Raw genomic sequence first — 23,992 nt, 5'->3', positions numbered from 1 at the left:
CGTCGATGCAGCGCTGTTTCGGGCGCTTTTTTGTTCGCGGCAGGAAGTTCTGGGAGCGGCCTCAGGCTGTCATGGTGACAGAGGGCACCATCGCGCTGGCTGACATGTGGGGTTGGTGGGGGTGGCGGAAATGAGGGGGATGGTGCGTAAGGCAAGATAAAGGTGACGGCACCATGGGCCGCTTAACCTCTTGTCTGCACATCCTTTTTCTTGGTGCCAGTTGGGCATGGAGTCGCCAGGGCAGTGCCATTATCCGTGGGAATGGCGGATTTCTGCGCTTTTTGGTGGCACCGCTTCCCTTCGGCGGAGTGATGCAGCAAAGTGGCGTGCGAGTGGGGCCAGCGCAGGATGAATGCGATGGCCGATGATGATGAATTCACCCCGAGGCTCGGCCGCCAGCATGCATCGCGCGGGCCGAAGATGCGCCGCTATGCCGGGCGCGTCATTGCCGCCGCCAATCTGGCGCGTGGCGCTGGCTTAGGCGGCAAAGGCAAAGTCGGCTTTTCCGGGCACCGCAACGGGCGCGGCGCCGGGGTCGGCCGGCTGCTGGCCAGCCGCGACCAGCATGGCGCTTTTCGGCAGCGCCGCGTGGTGGTCAAAGCGCGCATCGTCCGGCTTGCCGGAAAGGGGGCAGGGCGGGCCGCCGCGCACCTGCGTTATCTCCAGCGCGACGGCACTGACCGGGCGGGTGAACGGAGCACGCTTTACGGGCCGGAGCACGACCGGGCGGACGGGAAGGAATTTCTCAGCCGTGGCAGCGAGGATCGCCACCAATTCCGCTTCATCGTCGCGCCCGAAGATGGCGAGCATTATGAGGAGTTGAAGCCGCTGGTTCGCCGTCTGATGACACAGATGGAAGAGGATCTGAACACGCGGCTCGACTGGGTGGCGGTCGATCATTTCAACACGGGGCGTCCGCACAGCCATATCCTGTTGCGCGGCGTCGACGAGCGCGGAGATAATCTCATCATTGCCCGCGACTATATCGGGCAGGGTCTGCGCGAACGCGCGGCCGAGCTGGTCGAACTGGACTTGGGACCAAGGACTGACCGTGAGATCATCCTCTCCCGCCGGAGCGAAATCACGCAGGAACGGCTGACATCCATCGACCGTGCGCTGCTGCACGGCGCTGAAAATTCCATAGTGAAGCCGGCAACTGCCGACCCGCTCGACCATGATCTTCAGGCTGGCCGGCTGGCGCATCTCGCCCGCATGGGATTGGCACAGCCGCTGCCGACCGGCCGATACCGGCTCGATCCCGATCTGGAAACTGTACTCCGCACCATGGGAGAGCGGGGCGATATCATCCGCACCATGCAGCGCGAATTTACGCGGTTGAATCTCGATCGCGCGGGCGCCGATCGTGTCATTTATGATCCGGCTGCGCCGGGCGCTCAGCCGATCGTTGGACGCGTGCTGACGCGCGGTCTCGCCGACGAGATGGATGACCGCCATTATCTGCTGATCGATGGGATCGACGGGCGCACCCATTATGTGCCGATCGGCACGGCGAATGGAACGGGGCTGGAGGTCAGAGGTGAGGATGCCGGTCTTGCCTCCGGCGCTGTGGTCGAAATCAGGCCATCGGTACCTGTCGTTCGCGAGGTTGATCGCACCATTGCGACGGTGGCTGGGACCAATGGCGGACGCTATGATGCCGACGCTCATTTCCGGCATGACCCGGCCGCCAGCGAAGCGTTCGTCGAGGCGCATGTCCGCCGGCTGGAAGCCATGCGCAGAAAGGGTGGAGTGGTCGAACGTGATGCCGACGGCAGCTGGACGATCGCACCCGATCATCTGGAGCGGGTAGAAGCCTTCGAACGGCGGCAGCTGATGGTCAAGCCGGTCGAGATTAGTCTGCTCTCGCCGGTGCATGCCAGGGAACTGGCGACCGCCGATGCCGCGACCTGGCTCGATCGGACGCTGGTCGCAAGCGAACCATTGCTCCTGCGGGAGGCGGGATTTGGTCGGGAAACTTCTACCGCGCTGGTGCAACGTCGGCAGTGGCTGATGGATGAGGGCTTGGCCGAGCAGACGGACAGGGAAATCCGCTATCGCAAGGATATGCTCGCCATACTGCGGCGCCGGGAATTGCTGCGGGTCGCGGGACAGCTATCGCGCGAACTTGACCTTCCCTTTGGCGAGGTGGCAGAAGGGGAGAGGCTGGAGGGTGTCTATCGTCGGCGGGTGGATCTGATCTCGGGACGGTTCGCCGTCCTCGAACGCTCGCGGGATTTCACGCTCGTACCCTGGCGACCGGTGCTCGAACGCCGTATCGGCCAGGGTGTGTCGGGGCAGATGCGGGAGGATGGTGTGAACTGGTCGGTAGGGCGGGGGCGGAGCGGCCCGAGCATCAGTTGAAACTGGTGATGGGTATTTTCTCGGTTGCCCCATCGGCCTTTCCGTTCAGTGCTCCGCTTCGAAGCTTCGGTTCTCCCGGCAATGCCAGAGGCGCAGGATGAAGAGGGTGCCGTTCGCGATCTCATATCGCATCTCATAATGGCCTACGATGATCCGCCGGACCTCGCGTGGTTCAAAGGCCTCCAGCTTCTCGCCAAGTCGCGGATAGTCGATCAAACGGTTGGGAGCATGCGCAAGCTGTTGCACGACACGCGCGGCTGCCTCGGGTGCAACAGGGCGCAGATGTTCATGCAGGCGCAAAAGATCCGACGATGCTTTGCTGGTCCACTGGATCTTCATGCGGACGGCGGCGGTAGCGGGCTGTCCGTCGAAAGGCTGTCCGCCCATGCCTGAATGCTCTGATGGTCGATCACCCGGCTAGCGTCGACATCGGCCAGGGCTTCGAGCGTCATCTTATGCCGCTCTTCCTCCTGGTCGATCCATGCCGCCAGGGCCTGCTTCATGATCCATCCCCGCGAACGCTCGATGCGTGCGGCCAGGGCATCGACCTTGTCGGCCAGGCCCTCTGGCACATGGGCCGTCAAAACCCTGGTCCCTGCTGCCATGTGAATAACTCCCAATCCAGATGATTAAAAATTAATCGAAAATGGTCGATTGGGCAAGAAGAATGCGGTACCTGCTATCCGGGGCGGCTCTGTCTTACCGCTTCGCTCCTGGCTGATTGGGTTTACCGGTGGGGATTCGAAAAGCGGCCAATACGCGCATGCTGGTCCATATGGGCTTGCCATGAAAGGAAAATCCCGCGAGAATCGGTCCATGAAAACGGACCTTGATCACCTGCCGGATATCCAGCGGACCGAACTGGATCGGGTCCAGAAAATCCTGCACGCAGAATTTGCCGAGGCAACGTCGCGGGCCAGCCAATCGTGGAAGCGCAATGGCAAGATCCAGAAGATCATCCTGTTCGGCAGCTATTCCCGCTCCGATTGGGTGGATGAGCCTGAAAATGGATACCAGTCCGATTTCGATCTGCTGATCATCGTCAGCCATTCTGATCTCACCGATATTGCCGACTATTGGTATGTCGCCGAGGACAAGATCCTGCGCGACGAAGAAGTTCGTCGTCCAGTCAACATCATCGTTCACACGCTGGACGAGGTGAACCAGGGTCTTCGCAGGGGCGAATATTTCTGGGTGGATATCGCGCGGGACGGTATTATTCTGTACGATCTTCCCGGCAACGCGCTTGCTCTTCCGCAACCTCTCACGCCAATTGATGCTTGGGAAATGGCGTCTGCATACTTTACCGATTGGATGGGGAAGACGGATAGTGCGTTAAAGCTTGCAGCTTTCGCAGTCGATGAAGACGAATATAAAGATGCAGCATTTCTATATCATCAAGCGGCTGAGAGAGCGTACATAACTCTCCTTCTGACCCGAAGACTATATTTCCCTAGATCGCATAATGTGAAATTCCTTCGATCGCTTTCTGAAGACATCGATCAGCGGCTGATCCCAGCATGGCCGCGTCAAACGAAAACTGAACGGCGTTACTTCGAACTGCTTAAACGCGCATACGTTGAAGCGCGGTATTCAACACGTTATGAAATTACCATTGAAGACCTTAAAATGATCGCTGCATCCGTCCATGCCTTGCGGGATGCCGTCAATCTGTCGGCAGGCGAACGGATCGAGCAGCTGCGCGTTAATGCCGAGGGTTGATTGCGCGCGCGATAGTCCATTGAACAAAGCAATAGGGTCCGAATTGCCCCGATCTGCCCCGATTTGCACCCTGTCCTTCTGACGAGCTTTCACGGAGTCTGATCCCGCTCGAGCCGGTCCTGTCCGGCGAGCGGGAGCTTTTCGTGACACCGACCAAATTGCTGATCGGCCAGGTTCTGGTCGTGTTCGCCATTGTCATCGCCGGCGTCTGGGCCGCCACGCAATGGGCCGCATCCATGCTGGCCTATCAGCCGCAGCTCGGGTCTCCCTGGTTCATGATCGGCACTATCCCGGTCTATCGCCCATGGGCGCTGTTTGCCTGGTGGTATCATTTCGACGCCTATGCGCCGATCGTCTTCGACAAGGCGGGGGCGCTGGCCGCGGTCAGCGGCTTTGCGGGCTGCGGCGCTGCGATCTTCGGGTCGCTGTGGCGCGCACGCCAATCGCGCCATGTCACCACCTATGGTTCGGCACGCTGGGCTACCTATGCAGATATGCAATGTGCCGGGCTGTACAGCGAAACGGGCTTCATGCTTGGCCTGCATGGAAAGCGCTACGTGCGCCATGACGGCCCGGAACATGTCATGGCCTTTGCACCGACCCGGTCCGGAAAGGGCGTCGGCCTGGTTGTCCCGACCCTGCTTTCATGGACCGGGTCCGCGGTCATCCATGACATCAAGGGGGAAAACTGGACCCTGACAGCTGGCTGGCGGTCGCGCTTCTCGCATTGCCTGCTGTTCAATCCGACCGATATGCGCTCGGCCGCCTATAATCCCCTGCTTGAAGTGCGCCGCGGCGCTGATGAAGTTCGCGACGTCCAGAATATCGCCGATATCCTGGTTGACCCGGAAGGGGCGCTCACGACCCGCAACCATTGGGAGAAGACGAGCCATTCGCTCCTGGTCGGCGCGATCCTCCATATCCTCTATGCCGAGGAGGAAAAGACCCTCGCGCATGTCGCGACCTTCCTGTCCGATCCGAGGCGCAGCTTCGCCGCGACCCTGCACCGCATGATGACCGCGAACCATCTGGGGACCGACAAAGCGCCCCAGGTCCATCCCGTCGTCGCATCCGCCGCGCGCGAACTGCTCAACAAGAGCGAGAATGAACGATCGGGCGTCCTCTCGACCGCCATGTCGTTCCTCGGCCTTTACCGCGATCCCACCGTGGGCAAGGTCACGTCTCGCTGCGACTGGCGGATAGCCGACCTGATGGACGGCGCGCGCCCCTGTTCGCTCTATCTGGTCGTGCCGCCATCGGATATCAGCCGCGCCAAGCCGTTGATCCGCCTTATCCTTAACCAGATCGGCCGCAGACTGACCGAGCGTCTCGATCAGTCGTCGGCTAGCGGCAAGCAGCACCAGCTCCTGATGATGCTCGACGAGTTTCCGGCACTGGGGCGGCTCGATTTCTTCGAAACCAGCCTCGCTTTCATGGCAGGCTACGGCATCCGCGCCTTCCTGATCGCCCAGAGCCTCAACCAGATCGAGAAGGCCTATGGCGAGCATAATGCGATCCTGGACAATTGCCATGTCCGCATCGCCTTCGCCACCAATGACGAACGGACCGCCAAGCGGATTTCCGATGCGCTGGGCACCGCCACCGAGCAGCGTGCCATGCGCAACTATGCCGGCCACCGGCTCGCGCCCTGGCTTGCCCATGTCATGGTCAGCCGCCAGGAAACGGCGCGCCAGCTCCTGACGCCCGGCGAGGTCATGCAGCTTTCCGCCGATGAGGAACTGGTGCTGGCCGCCGGTCTTCCCCCGATCCGTGCGCGCAAATTGCGTTATTATGCCGACAGCAATTTTACCGCGCGCGTCGCGCCGCCGCCTGCGCTCAGCGACAAAGGCTATGTCGACCGCCCGGAACCAAGGACGGACGACTGGGCGGAGCAACGCTACGCCCAAGGCGGCCAGGTTGCGAGCGAAGCCACTGACGTGCCCGCAGACGAGGGCGGCAGGGAACAACAGCGCCACCCTGCTATCGAGATGGATGGCCGGTCGGAAAAGGAAATTTCAGAGGCTGAGCCTGACCGGTCGATCGTGGAAGACGAGGACGTGGTTTCCGACAAGCGCGCGATGGAACAGGCGCAACGATTGGCACCTGTCATTCGCGGTCATGCCATCGACGTGGCGTCCGATCAGGAGAGGGTGCTGGGGTTATGAACCGCGCACCCAAAATCCGCCAGAATCTCTACATCGACCGGGAGATCGGCGATGCGCTGGAGGCGCTCGCCAAGGGCCGCGCCGGCAACAAGAGCCGGCTCGTCAACGATGCGCTCAGCGCCTGGATCCGCAATCGCGGTATCAGCGAAGCCGACGCAGCCCTTCGCATGCGGCTCAACGAGCTGACGAAGGAACTGGCCGGTGCGCGACGGGACATCGACATCCTCCTCGAAAGCTTGGCGCTGTTCATCCGCTATCAGTTGATGGTGACGCCACCGCTCGCGGACAATGATGCCGCGGGCCGCGCCCAGGGACGGGAACGGTTCGAGGTCTTCATCGCGCAGGTCGGCCGCCAGATCGCGACCGGCAAGCGGACAATCGCGCCGACAGGCGTGGATGGAGGTGCCGCATGACCGACACGGCCATCGAGCGGCGCAAGATCATGCTCCGTACCGCCATGGGGCCGGCGATTGCCGCCGCGCTGGGCGATCCGCGCGTGATCGAGATCATGGTCAATCCCGATGGCGCCCTGCGCCTCGATATATTGGGTGAAGGCAGGGTCGATACAGATATCTATCTGCCACCCGCGGAAATCGAGCGGATCATCCGCTTGGTCGCTTCGCATGTCCGGGCCGAAGTCCATGCTGGCGCGCCGATCCTCTCCGCCGAGCTGCCCGCGCATGCCGAAAGACGGGCAGGGGAGCGGTTCGAAGCGATCCTCCCGCCGGTCGCGCCGGGTCCCTGCTTTTCGATCCGCAAGCCCGCATCGCGGCCCTATAGCCTCGCCGACTATATCAGCGACCGCATCATCAGCGTAGAGGCCGCCGGCCTGCTGCGCCAGGCCGTGCGCAACCGGTGCAATATATTGGTGGCCGGTGGCACAAGCTCAGGGAAAACGACGCTCGCCAACGCGCTGCTTGGGGAAATCGGGGCGACCGAGGAACGGCTGATCCTGATCGAGGATACGCGCGAACTGCAAAGTCCGGCCGCCGACACCGTGGCGCTGCGCACGCGCGCCGGCTCGGTGACAATGACGGATCTCGTCCGCTCGACTCTGCGCCTGCGACCGGACCGGATCATTGTCGGCGAGGTCCGGGGACCGGAAGCCCTTGATATGCTGAAGGCCTGGAACACCGGGCATCCGGGCGGGATCGCGACAGTCCATGCCAATAGCGCGGTGTCCGCGCTCAGCCGGATCGAAAGCCTGGTGCAGGAGGCCGTTGCCACCGTTCCGCGCGCGCTGATCGCCGAGGGCATTGACCTCATCGCATTTCTGTCCGGTCGCGGTGCCGCCCGGCGGCTCACCAGCCTCACGTGCGTCGAGGGGCTCGATCCTCAGGGCGCCTACCGGCTGACCGAACTGCTTACTGCCACAACTTTAATAGGAGAATGTCCATGATTATCAGCGCCAAATTCCGTCGCTCCTATGCTGCAACTGCCGCTATCGCATTCGGTCTGACCGTCGCTGCCGCCACCGCGCAGGCGGCCGGATCGGGCATGCCCTGGGAACAGCCTTTGGAACAGGTGCTGGAGTCCGTCCAGGGGCCGGTCGCCAAGATCGTCGCGGTGATCATCATCATTACCACCGGCCTGACCCTTGCCTTTGGCGAGACCTCGGGCGGATTCCGCCGGCTCATCCAGATCGTCTTCGGCCTGTCGATCGCCTTTGCGGCCTCGTCCTTCTTCCTCTCCTTCTTCAGTTTCGGCGGCGGGGCGTTGGTCGCATGAGCGCGATCGAAGGCTTCGAGGTGCCGATCCACGCGAGCCTGGCCTCGCCCATATTATTGGGCGGCGCGCCACGGGGCCTTGCGATCGTCAACGGGACCTTGGCGGCGGCCATTGGTCTTGGTCTCCAGCAATGGCTGATCGGGATCGCCGCCTGGGCGATCGGTCACAGCATCGCGGTCATCGCCGCCCGGCGCGATCCTGATTTCGCGCCCGTCCTCATCCGTCACCTCCGGCAGAAAGGATATTGGGCATGCTGAATCTCGCCGAATATCGATCCCGGGCCGATCGATTGGCCGATCATCTCCCTTGGGCGGCGCTCGTCGCGCCCGGCATCATTCTCAACAAGGATGGGAGCTTCCAGCGCACATTCCGGTTCCGCGGTCCCGATCTGGAAAGCGCGACGGACGCTGAACTGGTTTCCGCCTGCGCCCGTGCCAATAATGTGCTGAGGCGCCTGGGATCGGGATGGGCGCTCTTTTTCGAAGCTGAGCGGCGCGAGGCCATCGGCTATCCGACCGGCGCTTTCGATGATGCCGCATCCTGGCTCGTCGACGAAGAACGGCGCGCGCAATTCGAACGCCGGGGGCGGCATTTCGAAAGCCACTATCACGCCACATTGCTCTGGCTCCCGCCCGCCGACAGCAGCGATGCGGCGGGCCGACACCTGATCGACCGGCCCGATGCGGAAAAGCGGCGGGATTGGCGGCAGGCGCTCACAAGTTTCGCGGCGGAGACCGGACGCATCATCGACCTCTTCGCCGGCTTCATGCCGCAAGTGGCTCCGCTCGATGACGCCCGAACACTGAGCTTCCTCCACAGCGCCATATCGGATCGGCGTCATCCGATCGTGGTGCCCGAGACGCCGATCTATCTCGATGCCCTGTTGGCGGATACGTCGCTGGTCGGCGGATTCGAACCGCGCCTCGGCAAAGAGCATCTGCGCACCATCACGGTCTTGGGCTTTCCCAATGTGAGTCACCCAGGCCTGCTCGATGCGCTCAACCACCAGGATTTCGGCTATCGCTGGGTCACCCGCTTCATCGCGCTAGACAAGAGCGATGCGACCCGGGTGCTCACCAAGATCCGCCGCCAATGGTTCAACAAGCGCAAGTCCATCACGGCCCTGTTGCGCGAGGTCATGTATAACCAACCCACGCAGCTGCTCGACAGCGATGCCGATAACAAGGTGGTGGACGCGGATCTCGCCTTGCAGGCGCTGGGCGGCGATCATGTCGCCTTCGGTTATCTGACGACGACGATCACCGTGTCGGATGTCGACGCGGCGGCGGTCGAGGTCAAGGTGCGGGCGGTCGAACGGGTCGTCAACGGCTTGGGATTCAGCTGCATCCGGGAAACGGTCAACGCCATCGAGGCCTGGCTGTCGAGCCTGCCCGGGCAGGTCTATGCTAATGTCCGTCAGCCGCTGGTTCATAGCCTCAATCTCGCGCATTTGATGCCGCTGTCCGCCGTCTGGGCCGGGCCGGTGGATAATCGCCATCTTGCAGGGCCAGTGTTGCTCCAGGCCAGGACAAGCGGATCGACGCCGTTTCGGCTCTCCACCCATGTCGGCGATGTCGGGCATATGATGGTCGTTGGCCCGACCGGGTCGGGCAAGTCGGTGCTGCTTTCCTTCATCGCGCTGCAATTTCGTCGCTATGGCGGGTCGCGTATCGTCTATTTCGACATGGGCCGATCCGCCCGCGCAGCCATCCTGGCGATGGGCGGTAGCCATCATGCGCTCGGCACCGGAGAGGAAGAGGGCGATCCGCTTTCCTTCCAGCCCCTGCGTGTCATCGACGATGAGCGCGAGCGCAGCTGGGCCGCTGAATGGTTGAGCGGGTTGCTGGTGCAGGAACGGGTGCTGGTGACGCCCGAGATCAAGGACGCGCTCTGGTCGGCGCTTTCGAATCTGGCATCCGCGCCCATTGAGCAGCGAACCCTGACCGGACTTTCACTTCTCTTCCAGTCCAATGCCCTGCGTCTGGCGCTCGCGCCCTATTTGCTGGACGGCAGCCATGGCGCCTATCTCGATGCGGCGATCGAAAAACTGGCCTTTGCCGATGTCCAGTGTTTCGAGACCGAAGCGCTGATGGGCCGCAAAGGGCTGGTTGCCCCGGTGCTGACCTATTTGTTCCACCGGATCGAGCAGCGCTTCGACGGGCGTCCGACCCTCATGATCCTCGACGAGGCCTGGAGCCTGTTCGATGATCCGCTCTTTGCCGCGCGCATCCGGGAATGGCTAAAGACGCTGCGTAAGAAAAATGTGTCGGTGCTGTTAGCCACCCAGAGCTTGGCCGATATCAGCGAGAGCAGCATCGCGCCCGCCATCATCGAAAGCTGCCCGCAACGTATCCTCCTCCCCAACGATCGGGCGATCGAACCGCAATCCCGCACCGCCTATGAGCGTTTCGGCCTCAATGCGCGGCAGATCGAGCTTGTCAGCCGGGCGACGCCCAAGCGGCATTATTATCTGCAATCCCAACGCGGCAATCGCCTGTTTGAACTCGGGCTGGGCCCGATAGCCCTCGCGCTATGCGGGGCATCGGACCCGGACAGCCAGAACCGGATCGATGCGATTCTTGCCGAGCATGGCCCCGGCCAGTTTGCGCAACATTGGCTGGAGGGCTGCGGCCTCGGCCCTGCCGCCGATGACCTCGCCCGCTTTCCCATGGCTTCCTTTCGTCAGCCCAAGGAGAATTAAGATGAAATCCCGTTTGCTCGTCCGCAAATATCTGATCGCGTCCACCTTGGCGCTCGGCGCCGCCGGTGCGGCGGGCGCGGGCTTCCTGGTCCAGAGCCGCCCGGCGCACGCCATCCCCGTGTTCGACAGCGCCAATTATGCGCAGAACCTGCTCACTGCTGCGCGCACGCTCCAGCAGATCAATCAGCAGATCCAGTCGCTCCAGAACGAAGCGTCCATGCTGACCAACATGGCGAAAAATCTGAGCCGCATCAGCTTCCCCGAACTTCAGCAGCTGACCGACAAGCTGCGCGCGGTCGACCAGCTTATGGGGCAGGCGCAGGGCATCGATTTCAGGATCGGCAATCTCGACGCGCAGTTCCACCGCCTGTTCCCGTCCGATTATAATGCCGCGCTGCGGACGGACGTGCGCTTGGGAAATGCGCGCGACCGCTTCGACACCGCCATGGCGGCCTTCCAGCAGAGCATGGCCGTTCAGTCCCAGGTGGTCGGCAATGTGACACAGGACGCGCAGACGCTGGAAGCGCTGTCCGCCAGGAGCCAGGATGCGGAAGGCGCGTTGCAGGCGACCCAGGCGACCAACCAGCTGCTCGCGCTCGCCACCAAGCAGCAGCTTCAGATTCAGAATATGATGGCCGCGCATTACCGCGCCGAAGCGGTGGAACAGGCGCGGCGGGTTCAGGCCGATGCCGATGCGCGTGCCGCGACCCGGCAGTTCCTGGGCACGGGTTCGGCTTACACGCCTCATTGAGATGAGGCAGCGCCGGTCCCACCGCTCCCCCACGGCCGGACGCTGCCTCGTCGCGGAGCCTCGCTGCCTGTCAGCCCCTCTCGATGGCGGGACTCCGCGACACCTATTGCCAGGGATCACAGACCATGTCTGACCTCAACGTCATCGACCGGTTCATGGCGACCTTCATCGCCTATATCGACAGCGGCTTCGGCCTGCTCGGCGGCGATGTTCGGTTTCTCACCGCGACGCTGATCGGGATCGACGTCACGCTCGCGGCGCTTTTCTGGGCGATGGGTGGCGAGCAGGATGTGATCGGCCGGTTTTTGAAGAAGATCCTGTTTGTCGGTGCCTTCGCCTATATCATCAACAGCTTCTCGACCCTGTCGGAGATCATCTTCCGCTCCTTTGCCGTGGCGGGCCTGACCGCGGGCGGGGGCAGCATCACGGCGGATGATCTGCTCAAACCCGGACGGCTCGCCGGAACGGGATTCGAAGCGGCGTGGCCGCTGCTCAACCAGGCTTCCGAGCTGATGGGTTTCACCAGCTTTTTCGACAATTTCCTGATGATCGCTGTCCTGCTCTTCGCCTGGGCGATCGTCATCATCGCCTTTTTCATTCTTGCCGTGCAGATGTTCGTCACCGTGATCGAGTTCAAGCTCGTGTCGCTGGCGGGCTTCATTCTCATTCCCTTTGCGCTCTGGAACCGCACCAGCTTTCTGGCCGAGCGCGTGCTGGGTCATGTCGTCAGTTCCGGGATCAAGGTCATGGTGCTGGGCGTCATCGTCGGCATCGGTTCCAGCTTCTTTGCCGAGATGGTGGGCGCATTGAACGGGCAGGAGCCCGATATCGGCGCGGCGATGAGCCTGGTTCTCGCAGCGCTCGCTTTGTTTGGCTTGGGCATCTTCGCGCCGGCCATGGCGTCGGGACTGGCCTCCGGCGCACCGCAACTGGGGGCGGGCGCTGCCGTGGGGGGGGTAGCCGGTGCGGCCGGTGTCGCGATGCTGGGCGGCGCAGCAATGATGGGTGCGGGACGCGCGCTGTCCGGTGGCGCGCTGGCCGCGATCCGGGCTGGCACGAGTCTGGGTACTACCGCGCAGGCCGCCTATCAATTGGGGCAGGAAACATCCGGTTCCAACAGTATGTCCGCCGGCCTCGGTGGCGTGGCCAAGGCTGCCGCGCACGGGCTGCGCAACAAGGCCGAACAGGCTCTCGGACTTGGCGAAGCCGCTGAGCATGGCCGGGAAGCAGTCTGGTCGGCGCTGGGAACCGGCGCAGCCGATGCATCCGACTCATCGTCGCCCGGTAGTGTGCCGAACTGGGCGCAGGCCATGCAGCGGCGGCAGGACGGCAGGCATCACCGGCATCTCGCCGTGCAGACCCTGAAAGAAGGTGATCGCGGCGGCGCGGCAGCCACCCCCGACATCCATGAAAAGGACGACTGATCATGATCTTTCGACGAGCGATCCAGCGATATGGCAAGACACCGCAGCCCGAGACGCCCTACAGCCGAGCCGGCCAGGTCTGGGATGAACGGATCGGCAGCGCGCGCGTGCAGGCCCGTAATTGGCGGCTGATGGCCTTTGGAACCCTGACCCTGTCGAGCGCCATGGCGATTGGGCTTATCTGGCAGTCGTTGCAGAGCCGGGTCGTGCCTTATGTCGTGGAGGTCGACCGATTCGGCGAGGCAAGGGCGGTGACAGAGGCGGAAGGCAATTATCAGCCCACCGATCCCCAGATCGCCTGGCAGCTTGCCCGCTTCATCGAGAATGTCCGCGGGGTATCGCTCGATCCGGTACTGATGCGCCGCAACTGGCTCCAGGCCTATGATTTCGTGTCGGAGCGGGGCGGGCTGTTCCTCGGCGAATATGCGCGTGTCCGACAGCCCTTCGCGCGGATCGGGGAGCGCACGGTTTCCGTGCAGGTGACCAGCGTGCTGCGCGCGTCGGGCCGGTCCTTCCAGCTCAAATGGATCGAAAGCGAATATGAGCGGGGGAGCCTCGCGGGCACCTCACGCTGGACCGCGATCCTTACCGTCAGCACCCGAATACAGCGGACGGCCGACGGCCTGCGCCGCAATCCGCTCGGCATCTATGTGGATGGCATCGATTGGAGCCGGGAGGTGGATGGCGATGCCCCCGGTGCCGGGCAGGCGGCCGCACCTGCGGCGCCGAAACCGTTCGTCGTTTCTCGTCCATCCACCGATATGCCGGAGGTAGCCCGATGAAACCCTATCATGTCCTTCCGCTTGCTCTGCTGCCACTCATCGCGTGTCCGGCAAGGGCAGCAGATGCCACCGGGGCGAGATCATCCACCATCGTCAATGCGGCCAATCAGGCGGCGACGTCGAGTCCAAAAGCGGACAGGTTCCTCAACGCGGTGCAGGTCTATCCCTATGCCATCGGCACCATCTACAAGCTGATTGCCGCGCCCGAACATGTCACCGACATTTCGCTCGAACCAGGTGAGGTACTGGTCGCGGTGGCGAGCGGTGACACCGTGCGCTGGATCATCGGCGACACAAGCAGCGGCGAGGGGGCTACGAAGCAGATCCATGTGCTGGTCAAGCCGAGCATGGCCGGGCTTTCGACCAATCTCCTCATCACGACCGATCGGCGCGCCTATCACCTGTCACTGGTGAGCACGGCCCGGTCGGCGCTCACCGGCATTTCCTGGTCTTATCCCCAGGATGCGTTGCTTGCGCTGCGCCGCGCGACGGACGAGGCGAAGGCCCGGGAGCCGGTGTCGGCCGGGATTGCTGTCGAGCAACTGCATTTCGATTATGAGATTTCCGGTGACAGGCCTGCCTGGCGGCCCCTGCGTGTGTTCGACGATGGCCGCCAGACCTTTGTCGAGTTTCTCGCATCCATTGTCGTGGGTGATGCGCCGCCACTTTTTCTGGTCGACCAGAAGGGGGAGGTGCAACTGGTCAACTATAGGGTCAAGGGCCGCTTTTACGTAGTGGACCGGATTTTCGATCAGGCGGAACTCCGGTTCGGGTCGAAGAAACAGCAGATCGTTCGGATCAGCCGCGTGGCCCCCGGCAAGTCTGTGAGGCGCTCATGACGGAGATCGGACATGAGGAGCCAGCCTTGGCGGCGGGGCCGGGCGAGGAAGCGGCAATGGCGACCACCACGGCAAACGCCTCCCGAAAGGAAAATCCTGCTTCCTTGCAATTGCGTGGTCAGCCGGTTCGTGCCTTGCGGTTCAAGCGAGAGGTCTTGATCGGTGCGGTTGCGGTCGTCTCCTGCGCACTGGCAGGGACGGCGTGGTGGGCGCTTTCTGCAGATCGGCATGGCGGTCAGGCAATGTTTGCCGATGGTGCGGAAAAGACGGGATCGCCTGCCGATGCCCTTTCTGGTCTGCCGAAAAGCTATGACGCGGTGCCACAATTAGGGCCACCGTTGCCGGGTGATTTGGGACGGCCTATCCTCAATCGGCGGCGCGAGCTCGCGAACCAGCCGCCAGCCGGGGATAACACAGCCGCTCTAGCCGCAAGGGACGCAGCCGCAGCGCGGGAGCGAGCGATCGCTGAATTGCGGTCAGCCCGGCAATCGGCCTTGCTGGCAACGACTTCAGCGCAAAGATCGAAACCGACAAGCGATGGAATTGGCATGCCCGCATCCATGGATCAGTCTGCTCCGGCATCGGTGACTGAGACTCCCGTCGATCCGGATAGCGATCCAAACGCCCAGGAGCACAAGCTGCGTTTCATGGCAGCGGCAGACAGGGGAGGCACCACAAATCCTTACACTCTCGAGCAGCCAATTTCGGCGAGCATGGTCTTGGCGGGCAGCGTAATTGCCGGGAGCCTTATAACCGGTCTTCGCTCCGATTTGCCGGGTCTGGTTACCGCACAAGTGTCGGAGCGGGTCTATGACAGTGCGACTGGCCGCATCTTGCTCATTCCACAGGGCGCGAGGCTCATCGGGAAATATGACAGCGTCGTTGCCTACGGCCAGAGCCGTGCATTGATTGCGTGGCAGCGGATCATCATGCCGGACGGCAGTTCCATCCGCTTGGATAATGCACCTGCCACCGATCCGGCCGGCTATGTCGGGCTCAGCGACCGGGTGGACCAGCACAGCAGACGGTTGTTGAAAGGCGTTGCCATGGCGACGTGGCTTGGGATTGGAGCCAATCTCAGCTTTTCGGGGGAAAGCGATCTTGTTCAGGCGATCCGCGAGGCGACGCAGCAAAATGTCGCGCGAGCGGGCGATCAGATCACGCAGCGCAATCTTCAGGTCCAGCCTACAATCACGATCCGGCCAGGAACGCCGGTGAGACTGTTGGTGCAGCGTGACCTGATCCTGCCAACGTGGAGAGAATAGGAGTATATCATGACGGAACTAAAGTTGCCGCGAATTCCAGATCGTACTCCGGTGAAGTTGACGATATTGGTTCTGCCGGATCTTCATCAAGCGTTGGTTGATTATGCGACGCTGTATAGACAGGTCTATGGAAAGGAGGAGCCGCTGGTCGAGTTGGTCCCCGCAATGCTGGTTACCTTTTTGGAGAGCGATAAAGTCTTTTTGAAGGGAAGGGCAGCGCTGGAGCGCGGAGCATGATCGAATTCCAACGGCCTGACGTGCAACGTCCTTCTCGTCTCGCCCCGATAGAGAGGGCCAGGAGCGGCGGACCCGTGTCGGGTGGAAGGGTACGTTCTTGGTTGCCAGCATGCGCATCATGTTGAGCATTCGACCTTCAAGAAGATCGTCGGAAGGGAATGCGCCCCGGAAAGATGGTTGCCGCCAAAATGGACCAAATTCTCCTGTCCCGGTCCTGCCTTGGCAGGCCGCCCTATGCGGTTTGAAAGCGGGGGCTATCCGCAGGCTTGCCCCCATGCCCGCTTGACTTCCCGAACGGCACCATCCAACAGCTCAATTGACCTTGGGGAAGGTCGAAACGGGGGAAAATCAATGAGATCGATCTATGTTGCACTGGCATGCGCGATGGCCGTGCCGACCTTGGCCCATGCGCAGCCCACGACGCCTGCTCCCGGGACCCTCGCGGTCGGCGCAGCCGCTGGCAACATGCTGCGCACCGGCACGGAAATTCAGTTGAAGCTCGAGGAGCCGCTGACAACGGAAGGCAAGAATCTGCGCGTCGGCCAGCATTTCCGGCTTTCCGTGATCGAGCCGGTAGTCGTCGACGGGCAGGTCGTCATTCCGGTGGGCTCGCCTGCCATGGGCGAGATAACCGAGGTGCGCAACAAGGGGATGTGGGGCAAGTCGGGACACCTGACCGCGTCGCTGCTCAATGTCAGCGTCAATGGCCGCCAGATCAGGCTGAGCGGGACGTTTGACGACAAGGGCGTCACCGGAACCGCGGGTGTCGTCGCTGCCGTCGCCTTCGTGCCGGTCGTCGGCTTCTTCACCACCGGCACCAGCGCGAAAATCGCGGCCGGGTCGCAGGTCAAGGGATTTATCGGTGAAGATGTGCCCCTGGTCTTTGCCGAAGCGGTTGCCGCGCCGGCGATGTCCGTTCCTGTCGCAACGGCAGCCTTCGCTCCGGTCGCCGGACAAACGGCATCGGCTGCGACCGCGCCAATGGGTGCGAAGTAAGACAATTCCATCAGTAAGGATGAAGATCATGCGTTCAATATGGTTCGCGGCGCTGGCCGTTGCTGTCGCCCCCCCGGTCCTTGCCCAGCCGGCTCCGGTCGCGCCGCTGGTGAACGAGGATGTCGGTGTGCCGGTATTTCCCTATGATATCACCGATCGTCCCTATGAGGTCCTGGGTGAAGTGAAGGCCGGTGTCCGCAAGGCCACGGTCTTCAGCAAATCGCCCTCGCAGGAAAAGATCTACAAGGAGCTCTGGGAGCGCGCGCGGAAGCTTGGCGCGGACGCAGTGGTCAAGGCACAATATGGCGACGCCCATGTGTCGGCTTTCAGCTGGGGCAAGGCCAATGCGACCGGTGTCGCCGTGAGGTTTTTATCCGCCGGTGCCACCCCCGCGCCTGCTGGCGTGTCCGGCAGCAATTGATTTTCATGCTGCGGGCCGCGCTTGTTTCGGGTCTCCTGCTGACCAGCCGATTGGCGCTCGCGCAGGAGATCCCGGCAACGGCCGGTTCTGGTTCGGTTTCCTCCGACCAGCCTCCACGCTGGATTCGCGGGACGGACGTTGAACTCATGGTCATCAAGGAGGTAAACAGCCGGTCTGCCAAAATTGGGGACCGGTTCAAGCTGCGCGTCAATTCTCCGATCATGTCGGACGGAGCGGTGATCATCCCCATCGGAACCATGGCCTGGGGCGAGGTAATTTCGGCGCAGGGGACAAGTGCCGCCGGGGGCAGGGGACAGATCAGCTTGCGCCTGCTTCATCTCGATACGCGCTGGGGCCCGGTCGCGCTGAGCGGAACGAAGGGCGCGGAAGGCGACGCCAATACCGGGGGTGTCATCCTGGGGGTGCTTGGTTTTGGACTTCTGGGGCTGCTCAACAAGGGTGGCAATGCCACGTTCAAGGCCGGCGATATCATTCATGGCTATATCGCCGAAGGCGAGGCTCCCGTGGCCGCGCCGCTTTCGATCGCCTACTGACCATGATTTGGGGTGCGCATTTCCGATCGGAGCGTTACCTATTTCGCTGTCGGGCGTGGCCGCGTTATCCAGACAGGCACTGCTAGCCCGTTGCAAGCCTGACTTCCAATAGCTTTTTGCTACGCCGGCGACAGATTGCTGGAGACGCCGTTAATCTGAATGACATCAACTTGCGGGCACAGACCGTCAAATGGATGCTGTGCGAGCAAAATTGGAGCACCTCATTGCGGCTCGGCGTGATAGCTATGCTCGCATTTCCGCGCTCATAGGACGGAATTCGTCTTATATTCAGCAATTTATTCGACGGGGAACGCCGCGCAAGCTGGACGAGCAGGATCGCCGTATTCTCGCCCATTATTTCAGCGTCTCCGAGGAAGAGCTTGGAGGCAATGAAGGGCCACCGCTCGCACCGGCACCAGCGGGGCATCCGATCGCTGTTCCGATCCTTTCCGTCGGTGGATCGGCCGGTCACGGGTCCTTGGAGGGACAGGAGCAGTCGAGCGCCAGCATGTGTTTCGACTCCCGATGGTTGCGCGCCCTGGGGGTGAAACCAGATCGCATTTCGATCATTCACGTCCAGGGCGAGTCGATGGCGCCTACCTTGTGCGACGGTGACGAGATCATGATCGATCATGACGATGGCGCGTCGCGGATACGGGATGGCATCTATGTCCTGCGTCTGGATGACGGACTGATGGTCAAGCGTGTCGTTATCGGGCCGCTCCGGGGGCAGCTCTCGGTCGGCAGCGACAATCCTGCTTATCCCCAATGGAAAGACGTCGATTCTAACGCGATCGCGATGATTGGCCGCGTGGTCTGGTATGGTCGTCGACTGCACCGATGCGCGTGACCTCGTTGGATCCCAGCCCCAGTTTTTCCAGATCCTGTAAATTTCCCATATGGATTGCCAGAATCTCGTAGGAAAATCCTACGGGTTAACCATATATCATTCTGGGGAAACGGACATGGGGTGGGGCCGTGGGATCATTGGGTATGAGGGACCGGGAGGACGCGATGGAGTCCTTCCGGATCGCACAGCGCTTTACTGACGCGGCGAGGGGGGTTGTGACCCTTCGCGACCTGGAACTGCTGATGGAGCAGGTCGCAACGGAGATGGGCTTTGATCATTATGCCCTGATCCACCATGTGGACCATCGCCTGGGTTCCAAGTCGGCCTCGATCAGGCTGGAAAATTACCCCGAACCCTGGGTCGAGCGCTTTCTCGAGAAGCAATTATATTCCTGGGATCCGATCCACATGGCCAGCTATGCCACGAATATCGCCTTTGCCTGGTCGGATGTCCCGAACATGATCCAGCTGACAAAGAAGCATAAGGAAGTGCTGGAAACGGCGGCGATGGAAGGTCTTGGCGATGGAGTTACCGTTCCCGCCAATCTGCCAGGCGAAGCGAACGGATCCTGTAGTTTTGCGGTTCGTACCGGGAAAACCCTTCGACGTGAGCATATGGGCGCGGTCCAACTGATCGGCTCCTTTGCGTTTCAGACCGCCCGGAATCTGGCGCTCGAGGCTGCTGCCGCCGCCAATAATTTGCAAAAGGTGGCTTTGAGTCCCAGGCAACTCGATTGTGTCCTGCTGGCGGGACGCGGCAAGTCCGACTGGGAAATCGCGACGATTCTGGGCATCAAGGAGGACACCGTCACCCAGCATCTGGATACAGCCCGCGAGCGCTATGGCGTGGCGAGGCGAGTGCAACTTGTCCTGCGCGCAGTGCATGACGGGCAGTTAGCTCTGTGCGATCTGCTCTGACCATCCCCCTTTAGAGGGAATTCTCGATCGGTCCATTATGAACGAGATGAACTCTCCATAGCGGAGGGTTTCATGCTTCATCTGGTCAATTCACAAAATATAAATGTTAATAGGAAACCTCTCGAATCCATGTTCATGGACAGAAAGAGGGTGTTCATCGATATTCTCAAATGGGATATCCATTCGGACGGAACCTATGAGCGCGATCAGTTCGATGACGAATATTCAGAATATCTGATTATATCGGATAAGGCTACCGACGCTCATATGGGGTCTGTCCGGTTGCTGCGAACGGATCGGCCGCACATTCTGGGGGACCTGTTTCCTCATCTTTGCGATGTTCCGGTCCCGAGAGGATCTTCGATCCGAGAGATAACCCGGCTATGCCTGTCTCCGCGACTGCGGGCGGCGGAAAGACTTGAGGTTCGCAACAGGCTCGCCACCGCGCTGGTCGAATATGCGCTACTGACCGGCATCAGCAGCTACACCGGCGTGGCGGAAGTGGGATGGCTGACGCAAATCCTGGCCCTTGGGTGGCGTTGCGATCCGCTGGGCATTCCCAAACCCGTCGGCAAATCATTATTGGGTTCGCTCCAGATCCATGTCGGCACCGAGACGATCAACCTTCTGCGGCAGGCGGGTACCTATACCAGCTCCGGATTAACATTCGGGTCTCAGCCCAAAGCGGCCTAACTTTTTACAAAAGGATTCTCCATGTACTCGCCAAACAACATTGGCGCGAGCGACGGCGCGCGCCTGCAGGATATCGCGTCGGTTTACGCAGCGCAGCTCGGCGCAAACGGCTATGTCATCATTCCCGACCTCGTGGATGCCAGGATCGTCGAAGAATTGGACGGAGAGCTTGTCGATCGCTTTTCGTCAACTCCCTTCTGCGAGGGTCCCTTCTACGGGTCGCGCACGAAACGCTTCGGGCGGCTGCTCGCCCGCTCGCGTCACGCCGCTTCGCTCGTTCAGCATGAACTCATTCTCGGGATCGTGCGTGAAATTCTGCAGCCATATTGCGATGTCATCCAGCTCAATCTGACCCAGGCGGTGGAGGTCCATCCCGGTTCCCCTGCCCAGGTGCCGCATCGCGATCAGGATATGTGGCAGGGCCCCAAGGGGGAGGTGGAGTATCTCGTCAACATCATGTGGCCGACCACGCACTATAGCCGAGAAACCGGAGCGACCATTTTTTGGCCGGAGAGTCATCGGCAGCAGGATGAAATGATCCTGCCGGATCAAGATGCGATGGATGCCGAAATGCGACCGGGATCGGCGCTTCTCTATCTGGGTTCGACATTGCACGGCGCGGGCCATAATCGGAGCGAACTGATCAGACGCGGCGTTATTGTCAGCTATTGCCTGGGATGGCTCAAGCCCTATGAAAATCAGTGGCTGGCCTATCCGCCCGAGATTGCCAGGCATTTTTCGCCCGAACTGGCCGCCCTCGTCGGCTATCAGCAGCATCGCCCGAATCTGGGCAATTATGAAGGGCGCTGTCCGTCCATCCTCCTCCAGGATGAAGTCCCCGACAATCTGCATGCTGTCGATAGCTTGCGACCCGATCAGATAGATCTGATCACCGACTATGTGTCGAGGCGGGGAAAGGGGCATCCTGAATTGCTGGCCGGAGGCGCATAGATGGGCAGAGAAAGCCCCTCCTCCGGAAAACCGGACGGGATGATCGAAGAGCTGGCCGACGAGGTAATCGCTCGGATCAAGACGAGGGCGAGGGACGCTATTGTTCCACCCGCCACGACCTCGGCGCCGTTCGGTTCGAATGCCGAACTGGCCCGAGCCTTGATCCGCCTGCGTAGGCATCGCGACCGGCAGCTTGGTTCCGATCTGTTCGCCGATCCGGCCTGGGACATGCTTCTCGACCTCTTCGTCAACGCAGATGCACAGCGCGATATCAGTGCGTCAAGTCTCTGCATCGCGGCCGCGGTTCCGTCCACGACTGCTTTGCGGTACATCACCATGATGGAAAAAAGAGGCATGGTCGCAAGGCGGAAAGATCCGCTCGATAATAGACGGGTCTTCATCTTCCTGACGCCGGAATGGCATGCGAAGGTTGACCGGTTGCTGACGTCTTGGACGGTTGAAGGCGTTCAGGCTGCCTGACCGGGAGGAGCCGCAATCGTCAAGGGATGCCGTGGCACAGTCCATAGTACTCGATATATGGAGGTGTCGATTGCGGCTCGCGGACACAGGCGACACCCAAGACGGGTTATCGCCGCCCGAACAGTGCCTTCCCCAGCATCGCGAAGGCGCCGATAAAGACCCAGGCGACCATGAAATGCCCGGCCACGAAAAGCCAGCCATAACCATGGTCGCCACTGATTGTCGCAATGATTGCCGCTGCCAGCGTAACCAGGACGACAAGACGCCATGTGGGCCGATTGTGCCGTTTCATTCGCACGCTACCCCGTCGCCATCCCGGTCCAGGCGGCGTGAATAGCCCGCCTCGTCTGCCATGATTGGCGCGGCGCCTGCGGCACGTGCGTGGGAGCAATTGGCATAATATTCGCCGCCACTACCATAAGATCGATAGGAACGGTTGGATCCCGAAGAGACATGGCGCCGGGTACCTGTCCGTCTCGATCCTCGCCGCCGCGCTTCAGCTTCACTTTCGCTGCCGACACTCATTGCCGCCAGGAGCGACAGGAAAATAATCGCCTATTCATCGCCTTCCCCCGATTCGGATTGAGCTTATGCCGTGAGTATTTGGGCGGTGTCGATGCCCCCGGCCACATCTTCAGGAGGCTTCGCATTGTCGTGGCGGCTAAATTTGCGGCAATGAATGGCTAGATGGGTTTGATCTCGGGAAAATCCGCTACTCCCCCACACTATGCTGTTGACGTGCTCCAGGCGCGGCATCCCAGCCATAAGCGGCGATATCTGCAAACTGATCCGGACGCAGGCAGGCGATCGCGTTCGCCCCTGCCGCCGGCGCGCTCAACAGATGCTTTCGCACGATACGCCATCCCCATTGCTCTTCGCCGCCGATGAAATCGTCCGGCCATACTCCTTCAGGGATCGCCGCCCGGATTCGGGATGGTTGAACTGCAGCAGCGGTTGTGTGCGTAGTTAGGCTCTGAGCAATAGGTGCCACCGTGTTCGTCCGCCCGGGTTAGCGACGGCAATTTCTTCAGCTTCTCTGACCGGTGACGGGATCAATTTCGGGAAGCGCACAGATGTCTCGTCGGCCAAGACGCGTTCCGCGCGGCCGCATGGTTCACCTTCGACACATCCGCAAATGGCGCCGTCATCGATGATCTTGCCGGTGAGATCGACCTGTGTGCGATAATTTTCCCATGCCGACCGCGACCTCGAATTTCAGCTGACAATGTTTCAGCGGGTGCTTGCGAAAGGTTGATTGTGCCGCCCAGATCGCCCGGGCCAAGGAAACGGCCCGATGCGCCCCGCAGCACCTCAATATGGAGCTTATAGGATCTAGCGCTGCAGAAGGAGCCAGCCACTCTGCTGCTGTTGATGGACGAGAAACGGCTCTTCCTCATGCGTCTGCTCCTTACAGTGACAGACTCTACATCAGAATGAGGGAACTTTCGGGGGGCAGGTCAGACGCTATAAACATCACCAGTGGGCCCAAGCACTCGCGGCGCTGCTGTCTCTGCGGCGATAAATCCTCAATGAACTCGTTGCGTTACAGAAATATCGAGTTCTGCGGCAACTACATCGCAGTGATCGTTATAAGTTGTAGAGCGCTTTGCCCGAAATTGTACTCGACGTGAATCCGAAAGCTTCCTTCGAAAAAGCTATCCCAAGCAGGCTTCTTCCCAAGGAACAGCACCTCACCTTCCTCACCGCTCCGATCCGGCTCGCCAAGCAATTTTCGAACCTCCTCCCGATTCATGCTAAACGACAAACCCGCTGGCAGCGCATTCGCGTAACCGGAAAATCCTTCATGGCCGTGAGAGTGAAGCTGCACGGCCCCTATTGTTTTGTTGTCAGGAAGAACGAAAGACACCCCCCGATCATAAATGCTCAAGTAGCTTTGGTCTTCGATCTTCTCAAGCTCGGGAATAGGCGTACCAATAAACTCCTTCGAAGAAGCGAGTTTATCGTAGCTCAATCCCAGGAGGTCTTCCAAGCGGTTCATGGATAATATCCTTTCGCACGATTGGCCTCGTGCAATTTTGCGAATGCATCATTTATCTGTCGTTGTGAATAGCCTCGATCCCGCAACGCCTGCTGATAGGCCGCTTCGTCAAGGCGCGCTGCCCTTCCTAGATCGGAAGCATCAGCGCCTATCTGG

Annotated in this window: 27 protein-coding genes; 22 read left to right on the top strand and 5 right to left on the bottom strand. The window is 61.2% G+C overall.

The genetic code is table 11. The features are described 5' to 3' along the window. Nucleotides 1-357 precede the first annotated feature (357 nt). Nucleotides 358-2,361, top strand: a complete 2,004-nt coding sequence (gene rlxS, locus MRBLMC3_RS08110) for a relaxase/mobilization nuclease RlxS (protein ID WP_363827479.1) — start codon at nucleotides 358-360, stop codon at nucleotides 2,359-2,361. Between the two features lie 45 nt (nucleotides 2,362-2,406). Here rlxS and MRBLMC3_RS08105 read toward each other — a convergent pair whose 3' ends face one another. Together MRBLMC3_RS08105 and MRBLMC3_RS08100 are read right to left on the bottom strand one after the other, a co-directional pair. Beyond that, complete coding sequence (locus tag MRBLMC3_RS08105) at nucleotides 2,407-2,700, bottom strand: type II toxin-antitoxin system RelE/ParE family toxin (RefSeq protein ID WP_363827562.1); 294 nt, start codon at nucleotides 2,698-2,700, stop codon at nucleotides 2,407-2,409. Next, on the bottom strand, nucleotides 2,697-2,966 hold the full coding sequence (locus MRBLMC3_RS08100; RefSeq protein WP_363827476.1) for a CopG family ribbon-helix-helix protein: 270 nt from the start codon (nucleotides 2,964-2,966) through the stop codon (nucleotides 2,697-2,699). Before MRBLMC3_RS08100 ends, MRBLMC3_RS08105 begins: the two co-directional genes overlap by 4 nt. A 49-nt stretch (nucleotides 2,967-3,015) precedes the next feature. Here MRBLMC3_RS08100 and MRBLMC3_RS08095 point away from each other — a divergent pair, with 49 nt between their 5' ends. The 21 genes from MRBLMC3_RS08095 (at nucleotide 3,016) to MRBLMC3_RS07995 (ending at nucleotide 21,837) form a co-directional block, all read left to right on the top strand. After that, entirely contained in the window at nucleotides 3,016-4,083 is a 1,068-nt protein-coding gene (locus tag MRBLMC3_RS08095) for a HEPN domain-containing protein (RefSeq protein WP_363827474.1), read from the top strand. A gap of 143 nt (nucleotides 4,084-4,226) precedes the next feature. Then, nucleotides 4,227-6,248: a conjugal transfer protein TraG gene (locus MRBLMC3_RS08090; protein ID WP_363827472.1), complete on the top strand. Its 2,022-nt coding sequence runs from the start codon at nucleotides 4,227-4,229 to the stop codon at nucleotides 6,246-6,248. Continuing rightward, nucleotides 6,245-6,661: a CopG family transcriptional regulator gene (locus MRBLMC3_RS08085; protein WP_363827470.1), complete on the top strand. Its 417-nt coding sequence runs from the start codon at nucleotides 6,245-6,247 to the stop codon at nucleotides 6,659-6,661. The genes MRBLMC3_RS08090 and MRBLMC3_RS08085 overlap by 4 nt, the downstream gene beginning before the upstream one ends. Beyond that, nucleotides 6,658-7,647 carry a P-type conjugative transfer ATPase TrbB gene (gene trbB / locus MRBLMC3_RS08080; RefSeq protein WP_363827467.1) on the top strand — a complete coding sequence of 330 codons (990 nt, stop codon included), beginning with the start codon at nucleotides 6,658-6,660 and terminating at the stop codon, nucleotides 7,645-7,647. The genes MRBLMC3_RS08085 and trbB overlap by 4 nt, the downstream gene beginning before the upstream one ends. Next, on the top strand, nucleotides 7,644-7,976 hold the full coding sequence (locus MRBLMC3_RS08075) for a TrbC/VirB2 family protein (RefSeq protein ID WP_363827465.1): 333 nt from the start codon (nucleotides 7,644-7,646) through the stop codon (nucleotides 7,974-7,976). The genes trbB and MRBLMC3_RS08075 overlap by 4 nt, the downstream gene beginning before the upstream one ends. Next, on the top strand, nucleotides 7,973-8,233 hold the full coding sequence (locus tag MRBLMC3_RS08070; protein WP_363827462.1) for a VirB3 family type IV secretion system protein: 261 nt from the start codon (nucleotides 7,973-7,975) through the stop codon (nucleotides 8,231-8,233). Before MRBLMC3_RS08075 ends, MRBLMC3_RS08070 begins: the two co-directional genes overlap by 4 nt. Then, complete coding sequence (gene trbE, locus MRBLMC3_RS08065; RefSeq protein WP_363827460.1) at nucleotides 8,227-10,677, top strand: conjugal transfer protein TrbE; 2,451 nt, start codon at nucleotides 8,227-8,229, stop codon at nucleotides 10,675-10,677. Before MRBLMC3_RS08070 ends, trbE begins: the two co-directional genes overlap by 7 nt. Before the next feature lies 1 nt (nucleotide 10,678). Beyond that, a complete protein-coding gene (gene trbJ, locus MRBLMC3_RS08060) occupies nucleotides 10,679-11,428 on the top strand; it encodes a P-type conjugative transfer protein TrbJ (protein WP_363827458.1) in 750 nt (249 codons plus the stop codon). A 125-nt stretch (nucleotides 11,429-11,553) separates the two neighbouring features. Next, complete coding sequence (gene trbL / locus MRBLMC3_RS08055) at nucleotides 11,554-12,852, top strand: P-type conjugative transfer protein TrbL (RefSeq protein WP_363827455.1); 1,299 nt, start codon at nucleotides 11,554-11,556, stop codon at nucleotides 12,850-12,852. A 2-nt stretch (nucleotides 12,853-12,854) separates the two neighbouring features. Continuing rightward, nucleotides 12,855-13,634 carry a conjugal transfer protein TrbF gene (trbF, locus tag MRBLMC3_RS08050; RefSeq protein WP_363827453.1) on the top strand — a complete coding sequence of 260 codons (780 nt, stop codon included), beginning with the start codon at nucleotides 12,855-12,857 and terminating at the stop codon, nucleotides 13,632-13,634. Further along, the gene (gene trbG / locus MRBLMC3_RS08045) at nucleotides 13,631-14,473 is read left to right on the top strand and encodes a P-type conjugative transfer protein TrbG (RefSeq protein WP_363827451.1); all 843 of its coding nucleotides are present in this window, start codon (nucleotides 13,631-13,633) and stop codon (nucleotides 14,471-14,473) included. The genes trbF and trbG overlap by 4 nt, the downstream gene beginning before the upstream one ends. Next, on the top strand, nucleotides 14,470-15,738 hold the full coding sequence (locus tag MRBLMC3_RS08040; protein WP_363827448.1) for a TrbI/VirB10 family protein: 1,269 nt from the start codon (nucleotides 14,470-14,472) through the stop codon (nucleotides 15,736-15,738). The genes trbG and MRBLMC3_RS08040 overlap by 4 nt, the downstream gene beginning before the upstream one ends. A 9-nt stretch (nucleotides 15,739-15,747) precedes the next feature. Continuing rightward, nucleotides 15,748-15,975: a DUF2274 domain-containing protein gene (locus MRBLMC3_RS08035; protein WP_363827445.1), complete on the top strand. Its 228-nt coding sequence runs from the start codon at nucleotides 15,748-15,750 to the stop codon at nucleotides 15,973-15,975. Nucleotides 15,976-16,326: 351 nt separating this feature from the next. Further along, nucleotides 16,327-16,971 (top strand): hypothetical protein, encoded by a 645-nt coding sequence (locus MRBLMC3_RS08030; RefSeq protein WP_363827442.1) that lies wholly within the window; start codon nucleotides 16,327-16,329, stop codon nucleotides 16,969-16,971. Between the two features lie 28 nt (nucleotides 16,972-16,999). Then, the gene (locus tag MRBLMC3_RS08025; RefSeq protein WP_363827439.1) at nucleotides 17,000-17,392 is read left to right on the top strand and encodes a hypothetical protein; all 393 of its coding nucleotides are present in this window, start codon (nucleotides 17,000-17,002) and stop codon (nucleotides 17,390-17,392) included. A gap of 50 nt (nucleotides 17,393-17,442) precedes the next feature. Further along, nucleotides 17,443-17,946, top strand: a complete 504-nt coding sequence (locus MRBLMC3_RS08020; protein WP_363827437.1) for a hypothetical protein — start codon at nucleotides 17,443-17,445, stop codon at nucleotides 17,944-17,946. Between the two features lie 190 nt (nucleotides 17,947-18,136). Beyond that, the gene (locus MRBLMC3_RS08015) at nucleotides 18,137-18,796 is read left to right on the top strand and encodes a S24 family peptidase (protein WP_363827434.1); all 660 of its coding nucleotides are present in this window, start codon (nucleotides 18,137-18,139) and stop codon (nucleotides 18,794-18,796) included. Between the two features lie 215 nt (nucleotides 18,797-19,011). Beyond that, a complete protein-coding gene (locus MRBLMC3_RS08010) occupies nucleotides 19,012-19,713 on the top strand; it encodes a helix-turn-helix transcriptional regulator (protein WP_363827431.1) in 702 nt (233 codons plus the stop codon). A gap of 72 nt (nucleotides 19,714-19,785) precedes the next feature. Then, a complete protein-coding gene (locus tag MRBLMC3_RS08005; protein ID WP_363827428.1) occupies nucleotides 19,786-20,406 on the top strand; it encodes an acyl-homoserine-lactone synthase in 621 nt (206 codons plus the stop codon). A gap of 21 nt (nucleotides 20,407-20,427) precedes the next feature. After that, the gene (locus tag MRBLMC3_RS08000) at nucleotides 20,428-21,357 is read left to right on the top strand and encodes a phytanoyl-CoA dioxygenase family protein (protein WP_363827425.1); all 930 of its coding nucleotides are present in this window, start codon (nucleotides 20,428-20,430) and stop codon (nucleotides 21,355-21,357) included. A gap of 39 nt (nucleotides 21,358-21,396) precedes the next feature. Beyond that, complete coding sequence (locus MRBLMC3_RS07995; RefSeq protein ID WP_363827423.1) at nucleotides 21,397-21,837, top strand: MarR family transcriptional regulator; 441 nt, start codon at nucleotides 21,397-21,399, stop codon at nucleotides 21,835-21,837. Nucleotides 21,838-21,943: 106 nt separating this feature from the next. Here the strand turns inward: MRBLMC3_RS07995 and MRBLMC3_RS07990 are convergent, their stop codons facing one another. The 3 genes from MRBLMC3_RS07990 to MRBLMC3_RS07980 all read right to left on the bottom strand — a co-directional run bounded on the left by MRBLMC3_RS07990 (nucleotide 21,944) and on the right by MRBLMC3_RS07980 (nucleotide 23,836). Then, entirely contained in the window at nucleotides 21,944-22,129 is a 186-nt protein-coding gene (locus MRBLMC3_RS07990) for a hypothetical protein (RefSeq protein WP_363827420.1), read from the bottom strand. Further along, entirely contained in the window at nucleotides 22,126-22,191 is a 66-nt protein-coding gene (locus tag MRBLMC3_RS07985) for an excalibur calcium-binding domain-containing protein (protein ID WP_363827559.1), read from the bottom strand. The genes MRBLMC3_RS07990 and MRBLMC3_RS07985 overlap by 4 nt, the downstream gene beginning before the upstream one ends. A gap of 1,216 nt (nucleotides 22,192-23,407) precedes the next feature. Beyond that, a complete protein-coding gene (locus MRBLMC3_RS07980; RefSeq protein WP_363827417.1) occupies nucleotides 23,408-23,836 on the bottom strand; it encodes a hypothetical protein in 429 nt (142 codons plus the stop codon). Between the last annotated feature and the right edge of the window lie 156 nt (nucleotides 23,837-23,992).

Source organism: Sphingobium sp. LMC3-1-1.1, assembly GCF_040676285.1.
Lineage (GTDB): Bacteria > Pseudomonadota > Alphaproteobacteria > Sphingomonadales > Sphingomonadaceae > Sphingobium.
The sequence above is the reverse complement of the archived record's forward strand: the minus strand, read 5'-3'. Positions and strand labels throughout refer to the sequence as shown.